The sequence below is a fragment of the Oxalobacteraceae bacterium OTU3CAMAD1 genome (assembly GCA_024123915.1).
In the GTDB taxonomy this organism is placed as follows: domain Bacteria; phylum Pseudomonadota; class Gammaproteobacteria; order Burkholderiales; family Burkholderiaceae_D; genus Rugamonas.
Map to the genome: position 1 here is coordinate 1,412,748 of CP099650.1, position 16,820 is coordinate 1,429,567.

At 51.7% G+C, this 16,820-nt stretch carries 9 protein-coding genes and 1 pseudogene; 5 read left to right on the forward strand and 5 right to left on the reverse strand.

Features of this window, described 5'->3' with window-relative positions:
• Positions 1-377: 377 nt before the first annotated feature.
• From NHH88_05975 to NHH88_05990, 4 genes are read left to right on the forward strand one after another with little or no spacing between them, the layout of a single operon-like run.
• Positions 378-1,967: a hypothetical protein gene (locus NHH88_05975; protein USX15334.1), complete on the forward strand. Its 1,590-nt coding sequence runs from the start codon at positions 378-380 to the stop codon at positions 1,965-1,967.
• A complete protein-coding gene (locus NHH88_05980; protein ID USX15335.1) occupies positions 1,964-4,147 on the forward strand; it encodes a hypothetical protein in 2,184 nt (727 codons plus the stop codon). The genes NHH88_05975 and NHH88_05980 overlap by 4 nt, the downstream gene beginning before the upstream one ends.
• On the forward strand, positions 4,131-4,733 hold the full coding sequence (locus NHH88_05985) for a hypothetical protein (GenBank protein USX15336.1): 603 nt from the start codon (positions 4,131-4,133) through the stop codon (positions 4,731-4,733). The genes NHH88_05980 and NHH88_05985 overlap by 17 nt, the downstream gene beginning before the upstream one ends.
• A gap of 2 nt (positions 4,734-4,735) precedes the next feature.
• Positions 4,736-6,181, forward strand: a complete 1,446-nt coding sequence (locus tag NHH88_05990) for a hypothetical protein (GenBank protein ID USX15337.1) — start codon at positions 4,736-4,738, stop codon at positions 6,179-6,181.
• A gap of 277 nt (positions 6,182-6,458) precedes the next feature.
• On the opposite strand, the gene NHH88_05995 is transcribed toward NHH88_05990, so the two are convergent.
• From NHH88_05995 to NHH88_06015, 5 genes and pseudogenes are all read right to left on the reverse strand, one after another.
• On the reverse strand, positions 6,459-7,619 hold the full coding sequence (locus tag NHH88_05995) for a hypothetical protein (GenBank protein ID USX15338.1): 1,161 nt from the start codon (positions 7,617-7,619) through the stop codon (positions 6,459-6,461).
• Positions 7,619-8,065, reverse strand: a complete 447-nt coding sequence (locus tag NHH88_06000) for a hypothetical protein (protein ID USX15339.1) — start codon at positions 8,063-8,065, stop codon at positions 7,619-7,621. The genes NHH88_05995 and NHH88_06000 overlap by 1 nt, the downstream gene beginning before the upstream one ends.
• Complete coding sequence (locus NHH88_06005) at positions 8,062-10,899, reverse strand: hypothetical protein (protein ID USX15340.1); 2,838 nt, start codon at positions 10,897-10,899, stop codon at positions 8,062-8,064. Before NHH88_06005 ends, NHH88_06000 begins: the two co-directional genes overlap by 4 nt.
• 369 nt (positions 10,900-11,268) lie before the next feature.
• A pseudogene (locus tag NHH88_06010) lies at positions 11,269-12,321 on the reverse strand (YifB family Mg chelatase-like AAA ATPase).
• A 216-nt stretch (positions 12,322-12,537) separates the two neighbouring features.
• The gene (locus tag NHH88_06015) at positions 12,538-13,329 is read right to left on the reverse strand and encodes a hypothetical protein (protein ID USX15341.1); all 792 of its coding nucleotides are present in this window, start codon (positions 13,327-13,329) and stop codon (positions 12,538-12,540) included.
• Between the two features lie 476 nt (positions 13,330-13,805).
• Here NHH88_06015 and NHH88_06020 point away from each other — a divergent pair, with 476 nt between their 5' ends.
• Positions 13,806-16,766, forward strand: coding sequence for a TonB-dependent receptor (locus NHH88_06020; GenBank protein ID USX15342.1), 2,961 nt, complete (start codon positions 13,806-13,808; stop codon positions 16,764-16,766).
• Positions 16,767-16,820: the final 54 nt, after the last annotated feature.

A 16,820-nucleotide genomic window follows, 5' to 3' on the forward strand; every position in this document is an offset into this window, starting at 1 on the left:
AAGGCAAGCGATACAAAACCCAGGCAGGCTACTTACGTTGCTCTGTAGGAGTCTTCGGGCACTATATCGTGGCGAGGAAGATTACTAGCCTTCCCGTCCATTTCCAAGAGTGGCAGCACCTCGTTATTGATCTGCACATCTGGTACCTCAGCACCGCTCGTTACACAGCAACACTAGTGACGCGTACGCGGTCATGGGACCAAACAATGTCTTGCTGGCTCGCCTTCCTCGGGGACGAGGGGCTCTTGCCGTCTGGTCTGACGATTCCAAAATCGGGGTTGCCAAGGCGAGTCGTGGATCATGGCTCGCCTAGGTGGCCCCGAAGTTTGGGGGATGCTCCGGCTACGACAACTCAGAGCACGCCAATAGGTCGAACGATGTACGGACCTATTTTTTGGACCACGGACGGCGACGCTTTAGAAAAAATTCAACAGATAATGGCTAGTCGTGACGAAACGCTTGCGAAGCTACTCCACGATTATCTGGTTCGATCCGTGCGTGACTACCGCACCGGTCGAAACCTGATTCGCGGCAAGCAAGCATGGATAAAAAATTGCGAGTCGATGCAAGCCTGGAAGCCTGAAGACGATGAAATAGGAAGCATCGGAGGATATCGTCCTGAGCTGGTCACACACCCATCTGTTCCAGGCAGCGTTGCCAACACTGTCGCAGTTCTGTCGCTGATCTTGAAGACATCGGCGGACGTTGACTGCCTGTCTGCGAAAGCGCTGCAAGTCCACCCCGCCTTTCATACCCGGTTTGCTCACAAACGAAGTGCGATAGCGCTACAGCAAATACGCTCAATGAGCGCACTCACCGACCACCAGTTTGAAGCGCAGACAGCGTTGACATTGTTCATGCGATTTGTGGGAGTGCTGAGTCCCCTAGATATCGCTGTGGCTTGCGCAATTCTCATCAGAGAGCATCCAAATTTTAATCCCGAGTCGCTTATTACTGCACGAATTTTGAACGCAAGAGGAAGGTCATACTTGCACACAACAGATCACGGGCGCGGACAGATCTTCAGCGTGGACAAACCTCGTGCCGGGTGTCGAAAATATGCAGTGCTCTCACCGTTGTCGGTAAAAGTGCTAAAGCACGTTCTACGTTGTACAGACCCTGTGCGCAACTTACTCAAAGCGAGTGGTTCCAAATTCTGGCGGCATCTATTTGTAGGCAGCGCTGGGCGTGAGCTGGGGCATCTCGAAGTAAGCGCGAAACAGCTGAACGGCAGTACTAAGTACTCGCTGTGCCGTTATTATCCGGAGCTCGAAGAAAGTGGTCTCGTGCAGGGGACGCTAGACTTCGCAAAACTTCGGGCCACGGTCGGCATGCTGACATGGTTTGAGACAGGTTCGTTAACGCTCGTTTCGCGTAAGCTCGGGAACTCCTACCGAGTAGCACTGGAAAACTATATACCCAAGGAGATTCGTCGGCTGTGGAACGAGCGAGTCATACGCCGCTTTCAAAACATTTTGATTCTGCTGGCCAGCGCCGATCGCGAACACAACATTCGCTTAAGTGACATCGCCACGATACAGGACTTGAACAGCTTCCTTGCTCAGCTAACGTACGATTTTGCTCCTGGAAGCTCCGTAATCGCTGATGAGATCGAGCGGAAGTACGGCGGGCGTTTCCGTATATCTTTGGACGCAACCTCATCTGAGATCAAGACCAATAATGAAATCCTCTCTGTCGTCATTAGTGAGGAAACGCTGAGCTATCTATACCTGAAGCGACTGAACTGGGAGCTTGGGAACGATGGGGGTGGAGTACCCGACTGCTTGGTTGACTTAGCCAAGCTTCTGAACTTCATCGCATTGAGGCCTGACGTCGCGGAAAGGATGCTCGGGGTTATCTGCGGTGCCCAGCTACGGCACGCCCATATCTCGACGGTTGAGAAAATGACGGTAGATCGGAGTTCCTCACTCGCGCAGGAAGTTATTGCGGCATGGAGCAAGCCATGAAGTTCGCTGACAAAAAACTCACTCAAATTCATCCCGAAATAAACACAACGCTAACTCAGCATGAGTTGGCAGCGATCAGGCATATAGCAGCAGGCTACGTACGTCTAGTTCAGCCGTTTGATGAAGAGCAGAAGCCGAGCTGGTTGATAGTAGAGTGGGATGAAGCGAACTGGAAAACTACAGATGGAAAGCGAACGCGGTATGTGGGAGGGTGTTGGATAGGGACGCTCGATATTTGTTGGCAATATACGCTGCCTAACGGCTCGTGTTTGACCGATCCTGCCAACAAGCTTATGTTGGAAACTTGTAAAAAAGCAGCGGCGCGTCATCGTGACGGTTTTGGTGGAAATAAGCTGCCAGCGCTCACAACTTGGAGGCACTTTTGCTACACACTGAAATCGCTCGCTGGGTGGTTGTTTCTACAAGAGACCCGATTCTCTCCGAAAACGTCCGCCTTTTCGTTACTTGATCAATCGAGTTTGCGAGAGTTGTTCGTGCAGATAGGGAAAGGAGGATGGACTGAAGCGAATAGGCTGATCGAGCGGTGCATGGAGCAGTTCTATATCAACACGTTTAGAGAACCCTATTCGAATACATGGGACTTAACCAAGCCCTTGCCTGACGATGTAGTAGAGCCAATATGTGCTTGGCTTAAGCATCAGGACGCTTACGGCCGTAAGTCACGCGGCCTCATCTCGCGAGGATTTTTGTCCAAACTAATTGGGGCGGATAGGGAAGCGCTCGGAGGGGCGTCAGACAAATTTTCGGCATTTCTGCGTCAGTTCGAGCCGCAGGTTCGGTCGTCCAGACGCCTTTTGACAAATTCCTCGACACGGCGAGAGTTTCCTAGCCACCGGACGAAGACAATCGACATGGCATTGTCGAGAGCAGTATCGTTTGGTGGAGCCAAATTTCTAGCTCGCGAAATCGGTGTTCTTCAGAGGCTTCACCATCTGCTACCCGACCAGATCTTCAAACCGAGTTCAATAAAGATTGGAGAGTTGAAGAGTTTGGCGAAGATATACTCGGAGGATGTCAAACGCACACCATTCATGCCTGTTGATATTGGAATGCGCTATCTTGATGAAGCCCTTTTTTGGGTCGACAAATATGGTGATGCTCTGATCGATCACTTCCTCCTTGCCATGGAAACGGTGATTAACGCGTGCGAACCGTACTCAGTCAAAAAGTCGGCGAGAGGGGCGAAGGTAGAAACGTTGATGAGTCAACTCCATATCCCCGAGGAGCTTGCGAATGTTTCCTCCGGCTTCAGCCGGATATCTTCCAATCAACGTTCCTTCGATTTCGATCGGCGACGAAAAAGTCCGACGCTGCACGAGGCTCTGGAGACTCTGATAGGGGCGATTGTCGTGGTGATTTCGACGCTCAAGCCTACCAGGATTTCCGAGATTACTAGCCTCGACCGCGATTGTCTTAGCTTCAATGGTCACTACTTCGTAAACTTTGGTTTAGCTAAGCGCACAGCGGTCGGTTTGCGTGCCACGCATGGTGCACCTATTCCAGCAATCGCAGCGAAGGCGATCAAGCAGCTGCAGAAGCTCAGTATTGGCTTGGACAGACAATGTAATGAGCGAGACGATTACTATCGCACAAAGCTGTTTGTCCTTCCAAGCAGGTATTTTGGCGAACGAAAAGTGATCCATCCACGTCTTCTTGATCGCTATTTGGATATTTTTTGTGACCATGTAAATTTGGATCCGGATGAGCGGGGGAGAAGATGGTATGTCCGCGTTCACGAGTTGCGTAAGTGGACTTTGCTACTACTTTTTTGGAGTGGACAGGAGGCCGTACTGGACGCGGCTAGTGAGCTCGCTGGGCACACCAATCACGAGCATCTTAAAGCCTACATCGCTCTAGAATTCCCAGGTGAGACAAGGTCGAGCTTGGAAGCTTTGTATGTGGCCGATAGGTTGCTTACTCGGACAGGATTTGATGATGGCGAAGAAGTGTTCCACGAGTTACATCGGAGGGTGCTTGAAAATTTCAATGTTGGTTTTATCGATTTAATTCCTGAAAGAGAGCTGCAGACTTACGTACGGGCCCTCGCGCAGCAGGCAGAATTTCACGTCGAGCCCTTTTACGTTGACGTCGAACATGGGCGTCGCAAACTGCAAATCGCCCTTCGGAAAGGAGCTGGGAAAAATGAATCTCTCAAATAGTGATGTGTCTGGCATGAGCCAATGGCAGCGAGCGGTGTACATGCGTCACAAGGCCCTGGAAAAAGCCGGAAAGGATCTGTCCAGAGTTCCTCAGGGCTTCCTTCAGTCGTGCGAGTCAGCTCAGGCTTTTTCCCTCTACAAAAGCATCGAACTTGAGATAGAACCCCTCGGATCTCGAAACACTCTTTTCAAGCATGCCGATGTTCTTTTTTGCGATCGCGGCGACTCCGCTACTGAGCATGGCCGGCACTATCTGGAGTCGATGCGGCGAGCGATTTATCAACAATTCAAATTGGCCGGGCGGCAGTCCCGACGCAGCGCTTCTTCCGAAGGCACGCGACTCCGCAATGAGGTGCGATTGATGAAGGAGCTCTTGAGCGAAACGCAGAAATCCATGCTCGCTCAGAGCACTGCATACGTCAAACTTCTGCAGGAGCTCGGCTGCATTACCAAGGAATCTCAAATTGGCGAGCCCGGGACACGGCGGCTGTTGAATTTGCTAAACAGCCACGACGAGATGTTCTCGCATATTTTCGACCCGACCGCTTTTGATGGGGTCCGCCCCAACAACGTAAGAGGAATGTAGGTATGAATATAGCGCCACGCGCCCGCTGCTATCGGCTCCATGAGATCGCAATTCCAGAAGCTGTTATTCAGCAGGTTGGACGCCGATCTGTCGTAACAAGCTCAGTTCCCTATGGGGCATTTGTATATTGGCCGAATGGTAAGCCCTGCATAGCAGTGAACCAATACTTGCTTGAAAATACCTTGCAATGGACAGGAGCCACGCCCCAAACGTTCGCCTTTTCGCTCTGTCATTTGGTTACCTACTGCGGCAACAACAACAAGGGATTCGGCGAGCTTTCTGACGGGGACATCAAGACCCTTATAAAGGAACTAAGAACGGAACCGGCGGAAGTTTTCCCTGGGAGAGCACGAAATCACAACACCGTTAGAAACATCGTCCATCAGTGTCTCTGCTTTCTGCGGTGGTTCCAAGATACGCTCTATCGTGGCGCTGCACCTTTGATTGGGAAGTCTGGCACTGGGGCATCAATAGTCGTAACTGAACATTGGAATCCTCACAAGCAAAGAACGACTTGGGGGCACAGGTTTTCGCCGGAACCGGTAAGTACCGAGCGGAAGCAACCAATTTCTCGTAAGGCGATAGATGCTCTAGAAGATGCAATCGAATCGAAGGCTGTGTACGAAAAGATGCATGATCGAATACGTCGGACGCATGGACTCGATGATGAGTTTTCGAAACAATGTGTTGACTATCTTTGGCGAAGACGCCGGTTCGTTCTGTGGCTACTGCAGATCACTGGTCTACGGCCTGGCGAAATGATACTGCTGAAAGCGCAAGATCTAGGAGCTGCGATTTGTAGTGAGAAAAAATCCGTTGGGATTTTATCTTTACCTACGTTGAAGCGTCGACGCATCGACCCGCCGAGGAGACCCTTTGTACTTTTTGCCCCTCAGATCGAGCAGCTGAGACGATACCTTGCGGGGCGACGGGACTGGATGGAAGCATGTGCTCAGCATTCGGGCCGGCCGTGTATAACGGATGCTCTCTTCCTGGGGACCAAGCCCGGAGGATATGGTGCGGGAATCTCACTATCGGCGTTGGAGAAGGATTTTGCTGAGCTGTGTGTAGATGCTGGACTAAGTGAGCAGCAAACTTGTTTCTCGATGTTCCGACACCGCTTCATCACCCAGGAGGTGCGCTTATTGTTGAAGGAATTCAAGCTTAAAAATACTAAGGTCATTGCTGACTCGGATTATCGAGCTATATTGGAGCGCGTGAGGGCCAAAACTGGCCATGCTGATGTTCGATCGCTTTGGCACTATATTGAACTTGCCGAAAAGGAGGACGGGCTATTCACAGATATTGTTTGTATCGAGGAGTCGCGAGCAAATACACACCTAGTCAAAGTCTCGCTTGAGGAACTCCGGCGCGATTTTGCTCTTGGCCGGCTTGATCAAGACAGGTTATTGGTCAGGCTCGCTGAGATCTCCGTGGCGTTGGGGTGATCCGGAAGTTCGAGTTCCCTGCCTTCAGCCAAAAAAATGGGCTTATGCTGGGGGACGCCTTGATGCCATCAAAGACTCGCTGCGACGATCCTAAATTCCCCCCCCCCGCGCTGTAGTTGGAGTGATACTAATTTTCAGGTTAAAATCCTCAAAGCGGTTATTGGGCATCTATAACGTCGAAATTTAAGCTTAAACTGCGAGTGCCGTGCTCTTGAATGTCTTTTACCTGTCGATATCCAAACCGAACCTTAAGGTTCTGATTTAATGCCAGATCGAACTATCGACCCGGTGTACCAACGTATTTCGGTAGGAACTTCCGCAAAATCTCGGTAACGAATCTTGCGGACAAGATACATGCGCTAGTGTGAAGGGCATCACCTTTCGCCGAATCACCCATATCGACTACAGACTTGGCACCAAAATAAACTGGCCTACTCAGCGATTGTGCTGCCGCTTCATAGAACGCGTACATTTCCATCTCTAAAGCCGCCCACTTTCTATGTTGCATACTTATTTCATTCATCTTCGAGATGTCCGCAACAACAGCCGATCCAGACGATATTGGGCCAAGCCTTAGTCTTGAGTCTTTTAATTCACTGTCATAAAGCCCCTTTTTTAGCAACTCAAGAAACTCACTATCTTCTACAATTTGCTCGAGGGGAACTTTCAGGTCATTTGAGACCGAGGCTTGATAAGGTTCTTGCAGAAATTTGTTATCCTTAAATTTACCTGTTTGATATTCCCAACAAAATTCCCCAATTACTATATCTAACAGCTTCGCCTCCCCATCTACTCCCGCACAGATGCCGCTCATAGCAACCATCTTCGGCTGGAAAATTTCAATAGACTTCGCCACCGTTATCGCCATATTGACCAACCCCATTCTCTGGGGCGTTATGCAGTATCCCTTGTAGTCATCAATTACTAACTCTTGACAATTCAGCCCGGCTATCGGAGTTAAGTTACCCAACTTTGCGTCTGTTTTTTGAAACGCGGCCCGCTCTTTTCCAAGAGCACAAAAAACTAAAAAATCACTTCTAGGCTTGGCTGCTAACCGATCTATCTTTTGCTTTAGGCTGTCTTTCCAGCGAGCATCATCATCAAAAGAAACAACGGTGATCCCGTGGCCATTAAATTTCGATAGAGGTAAGTCATTGTCAGCGAACATCGTCAAAGCGATACTTTCACAATGATAATTTTTACTACGGGCGAAGACGTTAATCAAATCGTCTGAAATATCTTGCTCTTCCTTATCGTTTTTTCTGGCCGGAAGATAGATATCAAAAACTATTAAATCGTAAAGATTTGTAAGTATTAAAACACGAGCATCGTCAAGATTATCTGCAGATTCTATTATCGCGTCAACGTCTAAAATTTTAATTTCATTTTCAACGACTTTTCGCTTTTCATCTCGATCTTCAATCACCAAATATTTCATTACTTCTCCAAGAATTCTTTTATTGAAATAGCCCATTCAGAGCTACCATGTTCATATAAAACGGCAATTATGTTTTTTAACCCATATAATCTCTCAAGCGCTTCAGGAGCGTCCTCCAGTGCATAATAATCATCTTCAATCTCGAAATTCTCGTATTGTGTAAGTATGGCAACAGGCAAGTTAAACTGTTTTTTGCTTCGTAAAGCAAGTAGTATCTCCACACCTCCAGATCCGAGCGATACGGGATTGCCTTCGCCGCCGACCGAGGGGTGCGTTGGCAGTGACATATCTAATATTATTTTATGAGGAGTTGTCTCTCGCAAATATTTCCTTGCCCCGTGGACACTATTAAAGTTGGCTATATGCGCATCTGGTAGAAGGGACGCTACCAGGCTATTGATCTGATTATATTTGTATTGATCATCCTCTACAATTAGAATGTTCATGATTGATAATCTAATAGAAATTCAAAAGATGCAGTGACCTTGTTTTCGGAAAATTTATAATCCACATTCCTGATTTGAAGATCTTGTTCCATTTTTTTGAGTTTTTTAATCCCACTTCTATTTTCAAAGATTAATGCGTTCTCGAAATCGCCCTGAAGTGCCAAAAATATCGATTTTTTCACGTCGGCAAAATCTTCATGAGGTTCTATTTCTGACGATATTATTATTTTAAAATTCACGCCGCCTGATTTTTCTTCTATTGTTATTCCGAAATGCAGCTCTCCATCTTTTTTTCCGTACTTTGCCGCATTATATATTATGATGGATAACGCGTCATATATAACAAAATATGTACCCCCGCGAATGACGTATTCGATATCATCAAAAATCACAATTGGTTGAAAGTCTGGAAAGAACCCTTTTATCTCTGAAAGCACTGCCTTAAATAGGAGAGATAATTCCGCTGAAGGTGATGCGATCGATGGCTTGTTAAACCAGGATTCGATAAGACGGAATTTTTCCGCGACCATAGTATTCAATTCTTGGACAAGATCTTGGATGTCTCGTGATCTAAGGGTTGAGTCTTGTGATGGCTCAAAGCGGAATACGCCATATTTGGATTTTTGATCCATAATAAAAGCTCGGATAATAGCCAAATCCTCTTCTACCAGACGCCAGCAATACTCAGTGATTATATAGGGTAGTTCTTGGCTATTTTTGTTGTTATTAAATGATTTTAGAACCTCGAAAAGCATATGGTTAGCGGTGATTTTCTTCCCTGCAGTGCGGAACTCTTTGGATATCAGGCCCTCTGGCTTTCTCTTATCGTTTATTTGTACGTGCTTATCTCGAAGATTTACTAAACATGTTTCATACTGACGAAGCCAAGCACTGAAGCACGAATCGAATTCGTCGCTCGAAAAGAGTTTGGAGAAGCATTGCCTTGCCGGAAATAGTTTTATATCGTTAAATCCGGTTTCTTTTAATGTCCCATGCCGAATCCTGCGGCCGATATAGGAGGCTATACCAAATTTGTTATTTGAGCAAAACTCCTCGTATGCCGTGACTAGTATGGCCGAGACCTGTTCAGTATTGGAAATTCCAGATTTTACTTTATCCCAAGATACTGATACCAAGCTGGGCTCTCCTTTTAGGCATATGTCAGACGCAAGTATCGATAACTTGTCAAGTAGGTTATCGGTTACCCATTGCGTGAATTTTACTGGATCAACGTAGATCCTTGAATCGTCTATGGTTCCCTTAGTCTTGTTAATTTGAACATCGATACGTAGGTTTTTTGCTCGATCTAAATACGAGGCGTCGACGATTTTTTCCCCATACCACTCAAGTATTGAAGCCCGGTGCTCAATAGCCGCATTAGGGCGATCAATCATTTCAAATAATTTTGTAAGGAAGGTTTCGTCTAGAATTTGAATTAAATGTTCGGTTACAGCAGGTGATTTCTCGTAGAGATGTTCCAGCAAACGAACTAGATCCGAGTCGAACTCGGAAATTGCTATATCCTGAATCACTTCTCTTAATTCATGCTCATTTAGCTGCGTACGCGACTTGACATATGCTAGACATGCAGCGACAAGCCGAAACTCATTCGTTTTTCCGTCTTGATTCATTGATATCAAATATCTTTTCGGGCAAATTATTCCTATATCGCGAGTACATGACATCAATTCTACAAAGGCTACCTCATCATCAATCATTCCGTCTTTGAGTTCCAAGAAATAGACCAAAGCATTCGATTTTTCGAACCAAGCTGCGGCGCCTTCCAAATCGGAGGTCAAGCTCATATCCTGAAACTCTTTCACGTCATGAAGATTTTCTACTCGTGAAAAGTAATCATGAAGGATTTCGTTCTCAAAAGGGGTTCTCGAAAACAACTTGTCCTCTAAGTTGTTATATAATGTAGCGTGACTCGTTTTGTAAATGAAGCATTCGTCCAACTCTATTAGCAAAGTGGAGTCTTTGAAAAAGTCCATGCCTGGGTCGTCTGAATCAGAGTAGCTCCTTGTTAATTTTTGTACGCTTAGATTATTAAATGATCGATGTAAATCAACGTCTAATAGGTGCGATGTCGAGAACAGATGGCAGCGTGCGGAGGAACAGATATATAGAAATGCGTCTAATAAGGAAACACTGAAATAAGCATTTAAGATGTTTGTGTACTGCTCTAAAGAGCGAGGGACATGATCAATGAGATTTTTGGCTATTAGTGCCATTGGTGTTTCATCGGAACTCGCAATCTTTTCGCGAATGTTAAGGTACTCTGTATTGGGATTGCTTAATTCTCGAATAGCTAGCTGCGGGTATCGTATATTCCCGATTTGAATACGTTCCAAGAGTAAGTCAATTCGATGTGACAGATCTGCATTATCACATCGGTTTTTTAGAAAATAGCTTAGACGAGCTAAAAATATCGAGACTCCCCCTTGCTTGGCTAATTGGTCCAAAGTTAAAAATGCAGCCTCGTAATTTTTTTGTGTAATCGAGAATACGCAGTCCGTCGCCAACGCCATAAGAGTTAAAATTCGAGACTTGTTTTCATTAATTCGCTCGGTGATTTCAGTGATATTGTAAATTGGCAGCTCCAAAGGTCGAGAAAATTTCTTTATAAAATATCTACTTAAATCATTGGCACGAAAAAGCTCACTTTGCCTTAGAACCTCCACCGCACACTTAAAATCGCTCAGCGTTCCCTCGTTCGCGATCCTTTGAAGTCCATTCATCATGTCAGAAGGGCTAGTGTTTGCCATCATTCCGCGGACAATATTTCGTACATTGAGCGAGTTGATTTCAGCCAAAGTTATTTTTTTATTCATTTTCGAAATTTTAAGTTGTACAGACTGGCGTTGCTGACTTAGCTGCGGGAATTCTACTAGCACTGATTGGCGTACTGAGTCCAGTGATTTGCGAATAATTTTCTACACTCAGTGATAAGAAAGAATTCATTTTACTGAGTTGCCCAGGGAGAATTCTCACAAATTATCACCTTTTACATTCATTGATTGAGAATTTTTGCCAATTGACTATTTTATGAGCAAGGGTGTTGCTCTCGACGACCGGAATCGATCCTATGACTGCAGCAGGTGGCGCTGTCAGACAGGTCATCCACGGCGACTATCAGTCCTGGCTTCTTCTGGTTTGATTGGTTTTAGGCAGTTGAACAGTTGTCCTGTAACTCTGGAAAAACAGGGGTTCATCGCCGCGATCAGCTGGAAGTGTGCGGGAAAGTCGGCCTGCCGCGCGGCACGCGAGATGGTGATGTGGCCTGACTCCATCGGCTGGCGCAGCACGTCGAGCACGCGGCGGTCGAACTCCGGAAGTTCATCGAGGAACAGCACGCCGCGATGCGCGAGCGAAATCTCGCCGGGACGCGGCACGCTGCCGCCGCCGACCAAGGCCACGCCCGACGACGTGTGGTGCGGCGAGCGGAACGGCCGGCGTTTCCAGTGTTCGATGCGAAAGCCGCCCGTCAGCGATTGTACGGCGGCCGCTTCCAGCGCTTCCTCGTCCGTCATCGCGGGCAACAGGCCGGCGAAGCGCGAGGCCAGCATGGTCTTGCCCGCGCCGGGCGGGCCAACCAGCAGGATGCTGTGGTTGCCGGCCGCCGCCACCTCCAGCGCGCGCTTGACGAAGATCTGGCCTTTGACGTCGGCGAAGTCGGGATACTCGGCCGGTACGATCAGCGGCGACGATTCGTGGCGCGACAACATGGACTCGGCCGATTTGGCGGCGAAGTGCGCGCACACCTGCAGCAGCGATTTGGCCGGATAGATGGCGGCGTCGGCCACCAGCGCGGCCTCGTCGGCGTTCGCGTCCGGCAGGATGAAGGCCAGGCGGCCGCCGTCGCGCCGGGTGGCGAGCGACATCGCCAGCGCGCCGCGTATCGGCCGCAGCTCTCCCGACAGCGACAGTTCGCCGGCGAACTCGTACTGGTGCAGGCGCGAGGAGGGGATTTGCTTGGAGGCGGCGAGGATGCCGAGCGCGATGGGCAGGTCGAAGCGGCCGGATTCCTTGGGCAGATCGGCCGGCGCCAGATTGACGGTGATGCGCTTGGCCGGAAACTCGAAGCCGCCGTTCTGGATGGCGGCGCGCACGCGGTCCTTGGCTTCCTTGACTTCGGTGTCGACCAGCCCGACGATGGTGAAGCCGGGCAATCCGTTGGCCAGATGCACTTCGACGTTGACTTCCTGCGCGTCCATGCCGGCAAGGGCTCGGCTTTTCAACACGGCTAGACTCATCGGTTTCCCCTGGCTGGTGGCGCGGATCAAACCAGTATAGGAAGCGGCGCGGAGGACGGCTTGCGGGCGAGCAGACGTGCGCGCATTGGGGCGGTTCAACCCCCGGGGTCAGGTCCGACATTCGGACAAATGGCGAAAAATGCGAACTTTTCTGGTGCTTAAAAGTTCCCCAATGTCCGAATGTCGGACCTGACCCCGAGGGTTGGGGCTGCCGCGTCAGTCGGGGAATTTCAGCAGGTCGGCGATATTCGGGGAGTTGCCATGCGTGTTTAAGGTGGCGAGCGAACCGGGCGTCGGTGCGCCATCCCCGGCGGAGTGCGTAAAGTAGTTGAAGTCCAGTTTGATTTTATCGGCCAATCCGCTCGCATAATCTTCCGGATAAAGGGCCTGCTCCATCTTGGGCAGATCCATGAAGTGCGCTAACGATTCCTTGAAGAACTCCGTCAGTTTTCCCGAGCCTTCGTATTCTTGGATCGCTTTGGCAATCACCTGCATGCGCCACGCCTCTTCTTCACTATAGGCCTGGCGGTAAGCGGCCCTCTTTTCATTCACCGTGAAGGAACCGCTGTCATCATTGGCGATGGTGGAAAGCTGTTCGCGGGATAGCCCGGCAAAGGGATTGGAGCCGCTCCCTTCAAGATAGGCCGTGGCGGCGGAGGCGGACTGTATCGCGGCCGCGTCGCTGGGTTGCGGCAGCTGTTTTGCCGCCGCCGCTTTTTGTTCGCCCTCGAAGGGGTAGAGGATGGTCTGGATATTTTTTTCGGCTTTGGCATTCAGGGCCTTGTGATCCAGGCCATTCGTGCTCTCCGTTATCGATGTCGATGCCTTGGACAGTCGTGCCGCCAGCGTCGAGATCGAGGCGCCGCCGGACACGGCGCCGACATTCGCCGGCTGGGCCGCCGGAGAAGCCGTGTTGCCGGGCGATTTCTTCACTTCTGTCGCCAAGCCCGAAGGTACCTTGCTCTCTACTACCCTGGCCTGGTTTCCAGTGTTGGTGATATTTACCATGGTGTCGCCTCGTTAACGATGCTCGTGATTGGTTAACGACCGATTCGACATTAACTTTATCTCTGCGTCTGGGCGCGACAGATGTTGCCGATAGCAATTGCCATTTGTAACGCCATCGCGCGCAAGAAAAAAATAATCGAAAAATAATTCGGGTAGCTAAAAAGATGTGCTACGATCGGAACTGTTATCGATAACACGTCGTCGATACGCCCCCGGTCCCGCCGGGTCTTGTTTTCTCAGTGTTTGTCGCGGCATCGCAGGATAACGCTTTGCCTCCAGTGGAGCTTTGTCCCCGTCGCTCTTGGCCGGCGGCCTTACAACCGCCGGTTTTTTTTACTGTTAGAAAAAAGAGACATGCCGATCCTCAAGTATCGAACTGTCGTACAATGTAGTTGAAACCTGTTATCGATATCATTTCGGCAGAGTTTCGAAAAACGGGCACCAAGCCCGTACAAAACAATAATGGAGATCAGTCAATGAACAAGCAAGTCACTGTCGCGTTACAGGTGTCGGCGCTCGCGCTCGCCGTAGGGCAGGGGTTACTGGTGGCGCCGTGCGCGCTGGCCCAGGAGCCCGAAGTTGTCGTCGTCACCGGTATGCGCGCCAGCGCCCGTTCCTCCCTCGCCCTCAAGCGCGATGCGATGGAGATCGTCGATTCCATCACCGCCGAGGATATCGGCAAGCTGCCCGATCCCAACGTCGTCGATACCCTGACCCGGGTCCCCGGCGTGCAGGGCTACCGCTACGGCGGCGAGGGCGCTTCGCCGGTCGGCACCGGCTCGGGCCTGGTGATCCGGGGCTTGTCGGGACAGACCGCGTCGCAGGTCAACGGCCGCGCCTACTTTACTGCCGGCAGCCGCGAATACAATCTGGAAGGCGCGATTCCGGCCATGATCGCCGGCGTCGACGTGTTCAAGAATCCAAGCGCCGAGCATATCGAGGGCGGTATCGGCGGGCTGGTCAATGTGCGTACCCGCAACCCGAGCGACTTCAAGGGCCTGACGGTGTCGATGGGCATCGCCGGCAAGTACAACGACCTGGCCAAGGAAACCGAGCCGGAAGTGTTCGGCCTGGTGGCCAACCGCTGGAACCTGTCGGGCGGCGCCAAGATCGGCCTGATGGCGGCCGGCGTCTATCAAAAGAGCACCGGCCGCTCCGATAACAACCCGGCCAACGGCGGCGCCAACCTCAAGCGCGCGATCCGCGCCGACAGCCAGGAATACGCCAACCTGGCCGCTGCCAACACCACCAACAACCGCGGCCAGGCCAATCCCGCCTACGTGGGCCGCACGGATGTGCACCTGCTGACCGGCGTGCCCACTTTGGCGCCTTCGGCCACCGTCGGCGCCAACACGCCCGATCTGCGCGGGCTGACGGCCGAACAGGCGAGCAATGTGATGACCGCGCCCACGCTGACCAACAACGTGTTCCAGGAAACCATCATGCGCGAGCGCAAGGGACTGAACCTGGCGGCCGACTACCGCGCCGACAACACCTTGCGCGTGTTCACCGAATTCAATTACACCTTCTACGAATACCACCAGCACTACCGTGGCCTGAATTCGGTCGACGGCGCCAATGTGCAGAACCTGCAGACCACGCCGTTCGCCTTCACCGAGGGGCTGGCCAACCGCAACAGCAACGGCGGTAGCGACGATGTGTTGGTGGGCCAGCGCGTGCGCGGCGGCACCTTCCTCAATTCCGGCGTCAACACCATCGGCGGCGACGAGCGCCGGCCGTACACGACGTGGATCGCCGCCGGCGGCGTGGACTGGAATCCGACCGAGAACCTGGCGCTGAAATGGGACGTGAACTACGTCAAGGCCACGCAGAAGCAGGACAACCGCTCCGTCAATCTCGATTCGGCGCCGGGCCTGGGCTGGTCCACCAGCCGCGTCGCCGACGGCTCGCCGCACCAGTTGAACTTCGCCGGTCCGAGCCTGACCGATCCGGCCAACTTCGTCTACCGCGACTACAACAACGGCACCAACGTGAAGTACGACGACAGCGGTTACGCCAGCGCCCTCAGCGCCGCCTACATCGTTGGCGACGGATTCCTGCGCCGCGTCAAGTTTGGCGGCCGCTACGCGCATCAGGAAAGCACCTTCAACAACTACACCTTCAACGGCCGGCCGCTGACCACCGACGGCGCGCCGCTCACCGCCAACCGCTCGAACGCCATTTCGGTGGCTACCGTCGGCCAGGTCGAGCAGTCGCCGACCAACTTCATGAAGGGCGAAACGGGTTATTCGGGCGGCTATCTGGTGTATTCGCCGGACCGCTTGACGGGCAACCAGGTGGCCACGCAGTTCCCCAACGCCGGCATCCGCCAGGAGGGCAACTACGTCGAGAACCTCGACGCGCGCCGCGTGATCAGCGAGAACACGCTGGCCGGCTACATGATGGGCGAGTTCTCCGCCTTCGACGACCGCATCGTCGGTAACGTCGGCGTGCGGGTGGTGCGCACCAAGGGCAAGGCCACCGCGCGCACCATCAACAACCAGACCACGCCGACCAGCTATCCGGAGATTTTCCGCGAGACGTCGTACACCAACGCGCTGCCGTCGCTGAACGTGACCGGCTACATCACGCAGGATTTCCTGGCCCGCTTCGGGTACGGCAAGGGCATGACGCGCGCCGGCCTCGATCAACTCAATCCGAGCATCTCCGTCAATCCGGTCACCGGCACCGGCAACATCGGCAATCCGGAGCTGCGGCCGCAAACGGCCAACAGTTTCGACTTCTCGCTGGAGCGCTATTTCAGCAAGTCGAACTATGTGTCGGCGGCGATCTTCGACAAGGAGATCAGCGGCTTCTTCAACGGCATCACGCAGTGCCAGGCGGTCGCCACCGCCGTGCCGTACAGCGGCTCGGCCGACAACGGTTGCACCGGCGGGCAGTATTCGGTGACCAAGTCGGTCAACTCGGAAAAAGGCTATGTGCGCGGCGTCGAGATCGGCGGCCAGTACTTCCTCGACGCCTTCGACGGCATCTGGAAGAACTTCGGCGTTGCCGGTTCCTATACCCACGTCAAAACGTCGAATCCGGTCAACTTCGGCACCGCGTCGGCGCCGCGCATCGTGGCCACGCCGCAGCCGATGCAGTCGAAGAACAGCTACAGCATCTCCGGCTTGTACGAGGACCAGAAGCTGTCGGCGCGCCTGGTCTACACCTGGCGCTCGGAGGCGATCCTGTTCGGCGTCTCGGCCAATCCGATCGACGCACGATACATGGATTCCAACGGCGTTCTCGACGGTTCGATAAACTACCAGCTCACCGATGAGTTTACCTTGTCGTTGAACGCGTCGAATATACTCGACAAGGCAATTTACCGTAATGTCGGCGAACCGGGCACGTATCAGACCAGCCTGGAACGCCAGCACTACGGCAATGGACGGACCTTCAGCCTGGCATTGCGCTACAAATTCGGTAAATAAACCGGGGCGCTGTCATGGACAAGACGGAAGGTCACACCTTCCGTCTTTTTTCGT

Coding starts and splice junctions, on each gene's coding strand:
- NHH88_06005 (USX15340.1), bottom strand. CDS start 10,899: ATGAATAAAAAAATAACTTTGGCTGAAATCAACTCGCTCAATGTACGA.
- NHH88_05990 (USX15337.1), top strand. CDS start 4,736: ATGAATATAGCGCCACGCGCCCGCTGCTATCGGCTCCATGAGATCGCA.
- NHH88_05975 (USX15334.1), top strand. CDS start 378: ATGTACGGACCTATTTTTTGGACCACGGACGGCGACGCTTTAGAAAAA.
- NHH88_05985 (USX15336.1), top strand. CDS start 4,131: ATGAATCTCTCAAATAGTGATGTGTCTGGCATGAGCCAATGGCAGCGA.
- NHH88_06015 (USX15341.1), bottom strand. CDS start 13,329: ATGGTAAATATCACCAACACTGGAAACCAGGCCAGGGTAGTAGAGAGC.
- NHH88_05995 (USX15338.1), bottom strand. CDS start 7,619: ATGAAATATTTGGTGATTGAAGATCGAGATGAAAAGCGAAAAGTCGTT.
- NHH88_06020 (USX15342.1), top strand. CDS start 13,806: ATGAACAAGCAAGTCACTGTCGCGTTACAGGTGTCGGCGCTCGCGCTC.
- NHH88_05980 (USX15335.1), top strand. CDS start 1,964: ATGAAGTTCGCTGACAAAAAACTCACTCAAATTCATCCCGAAATAAAC.
- NHH88_06000 (USX15339.1), bottom strand. CDS start 8,065: ATGAACATTCTAATTGTAGAGGATGATCAATACAAATATAATCAGATC.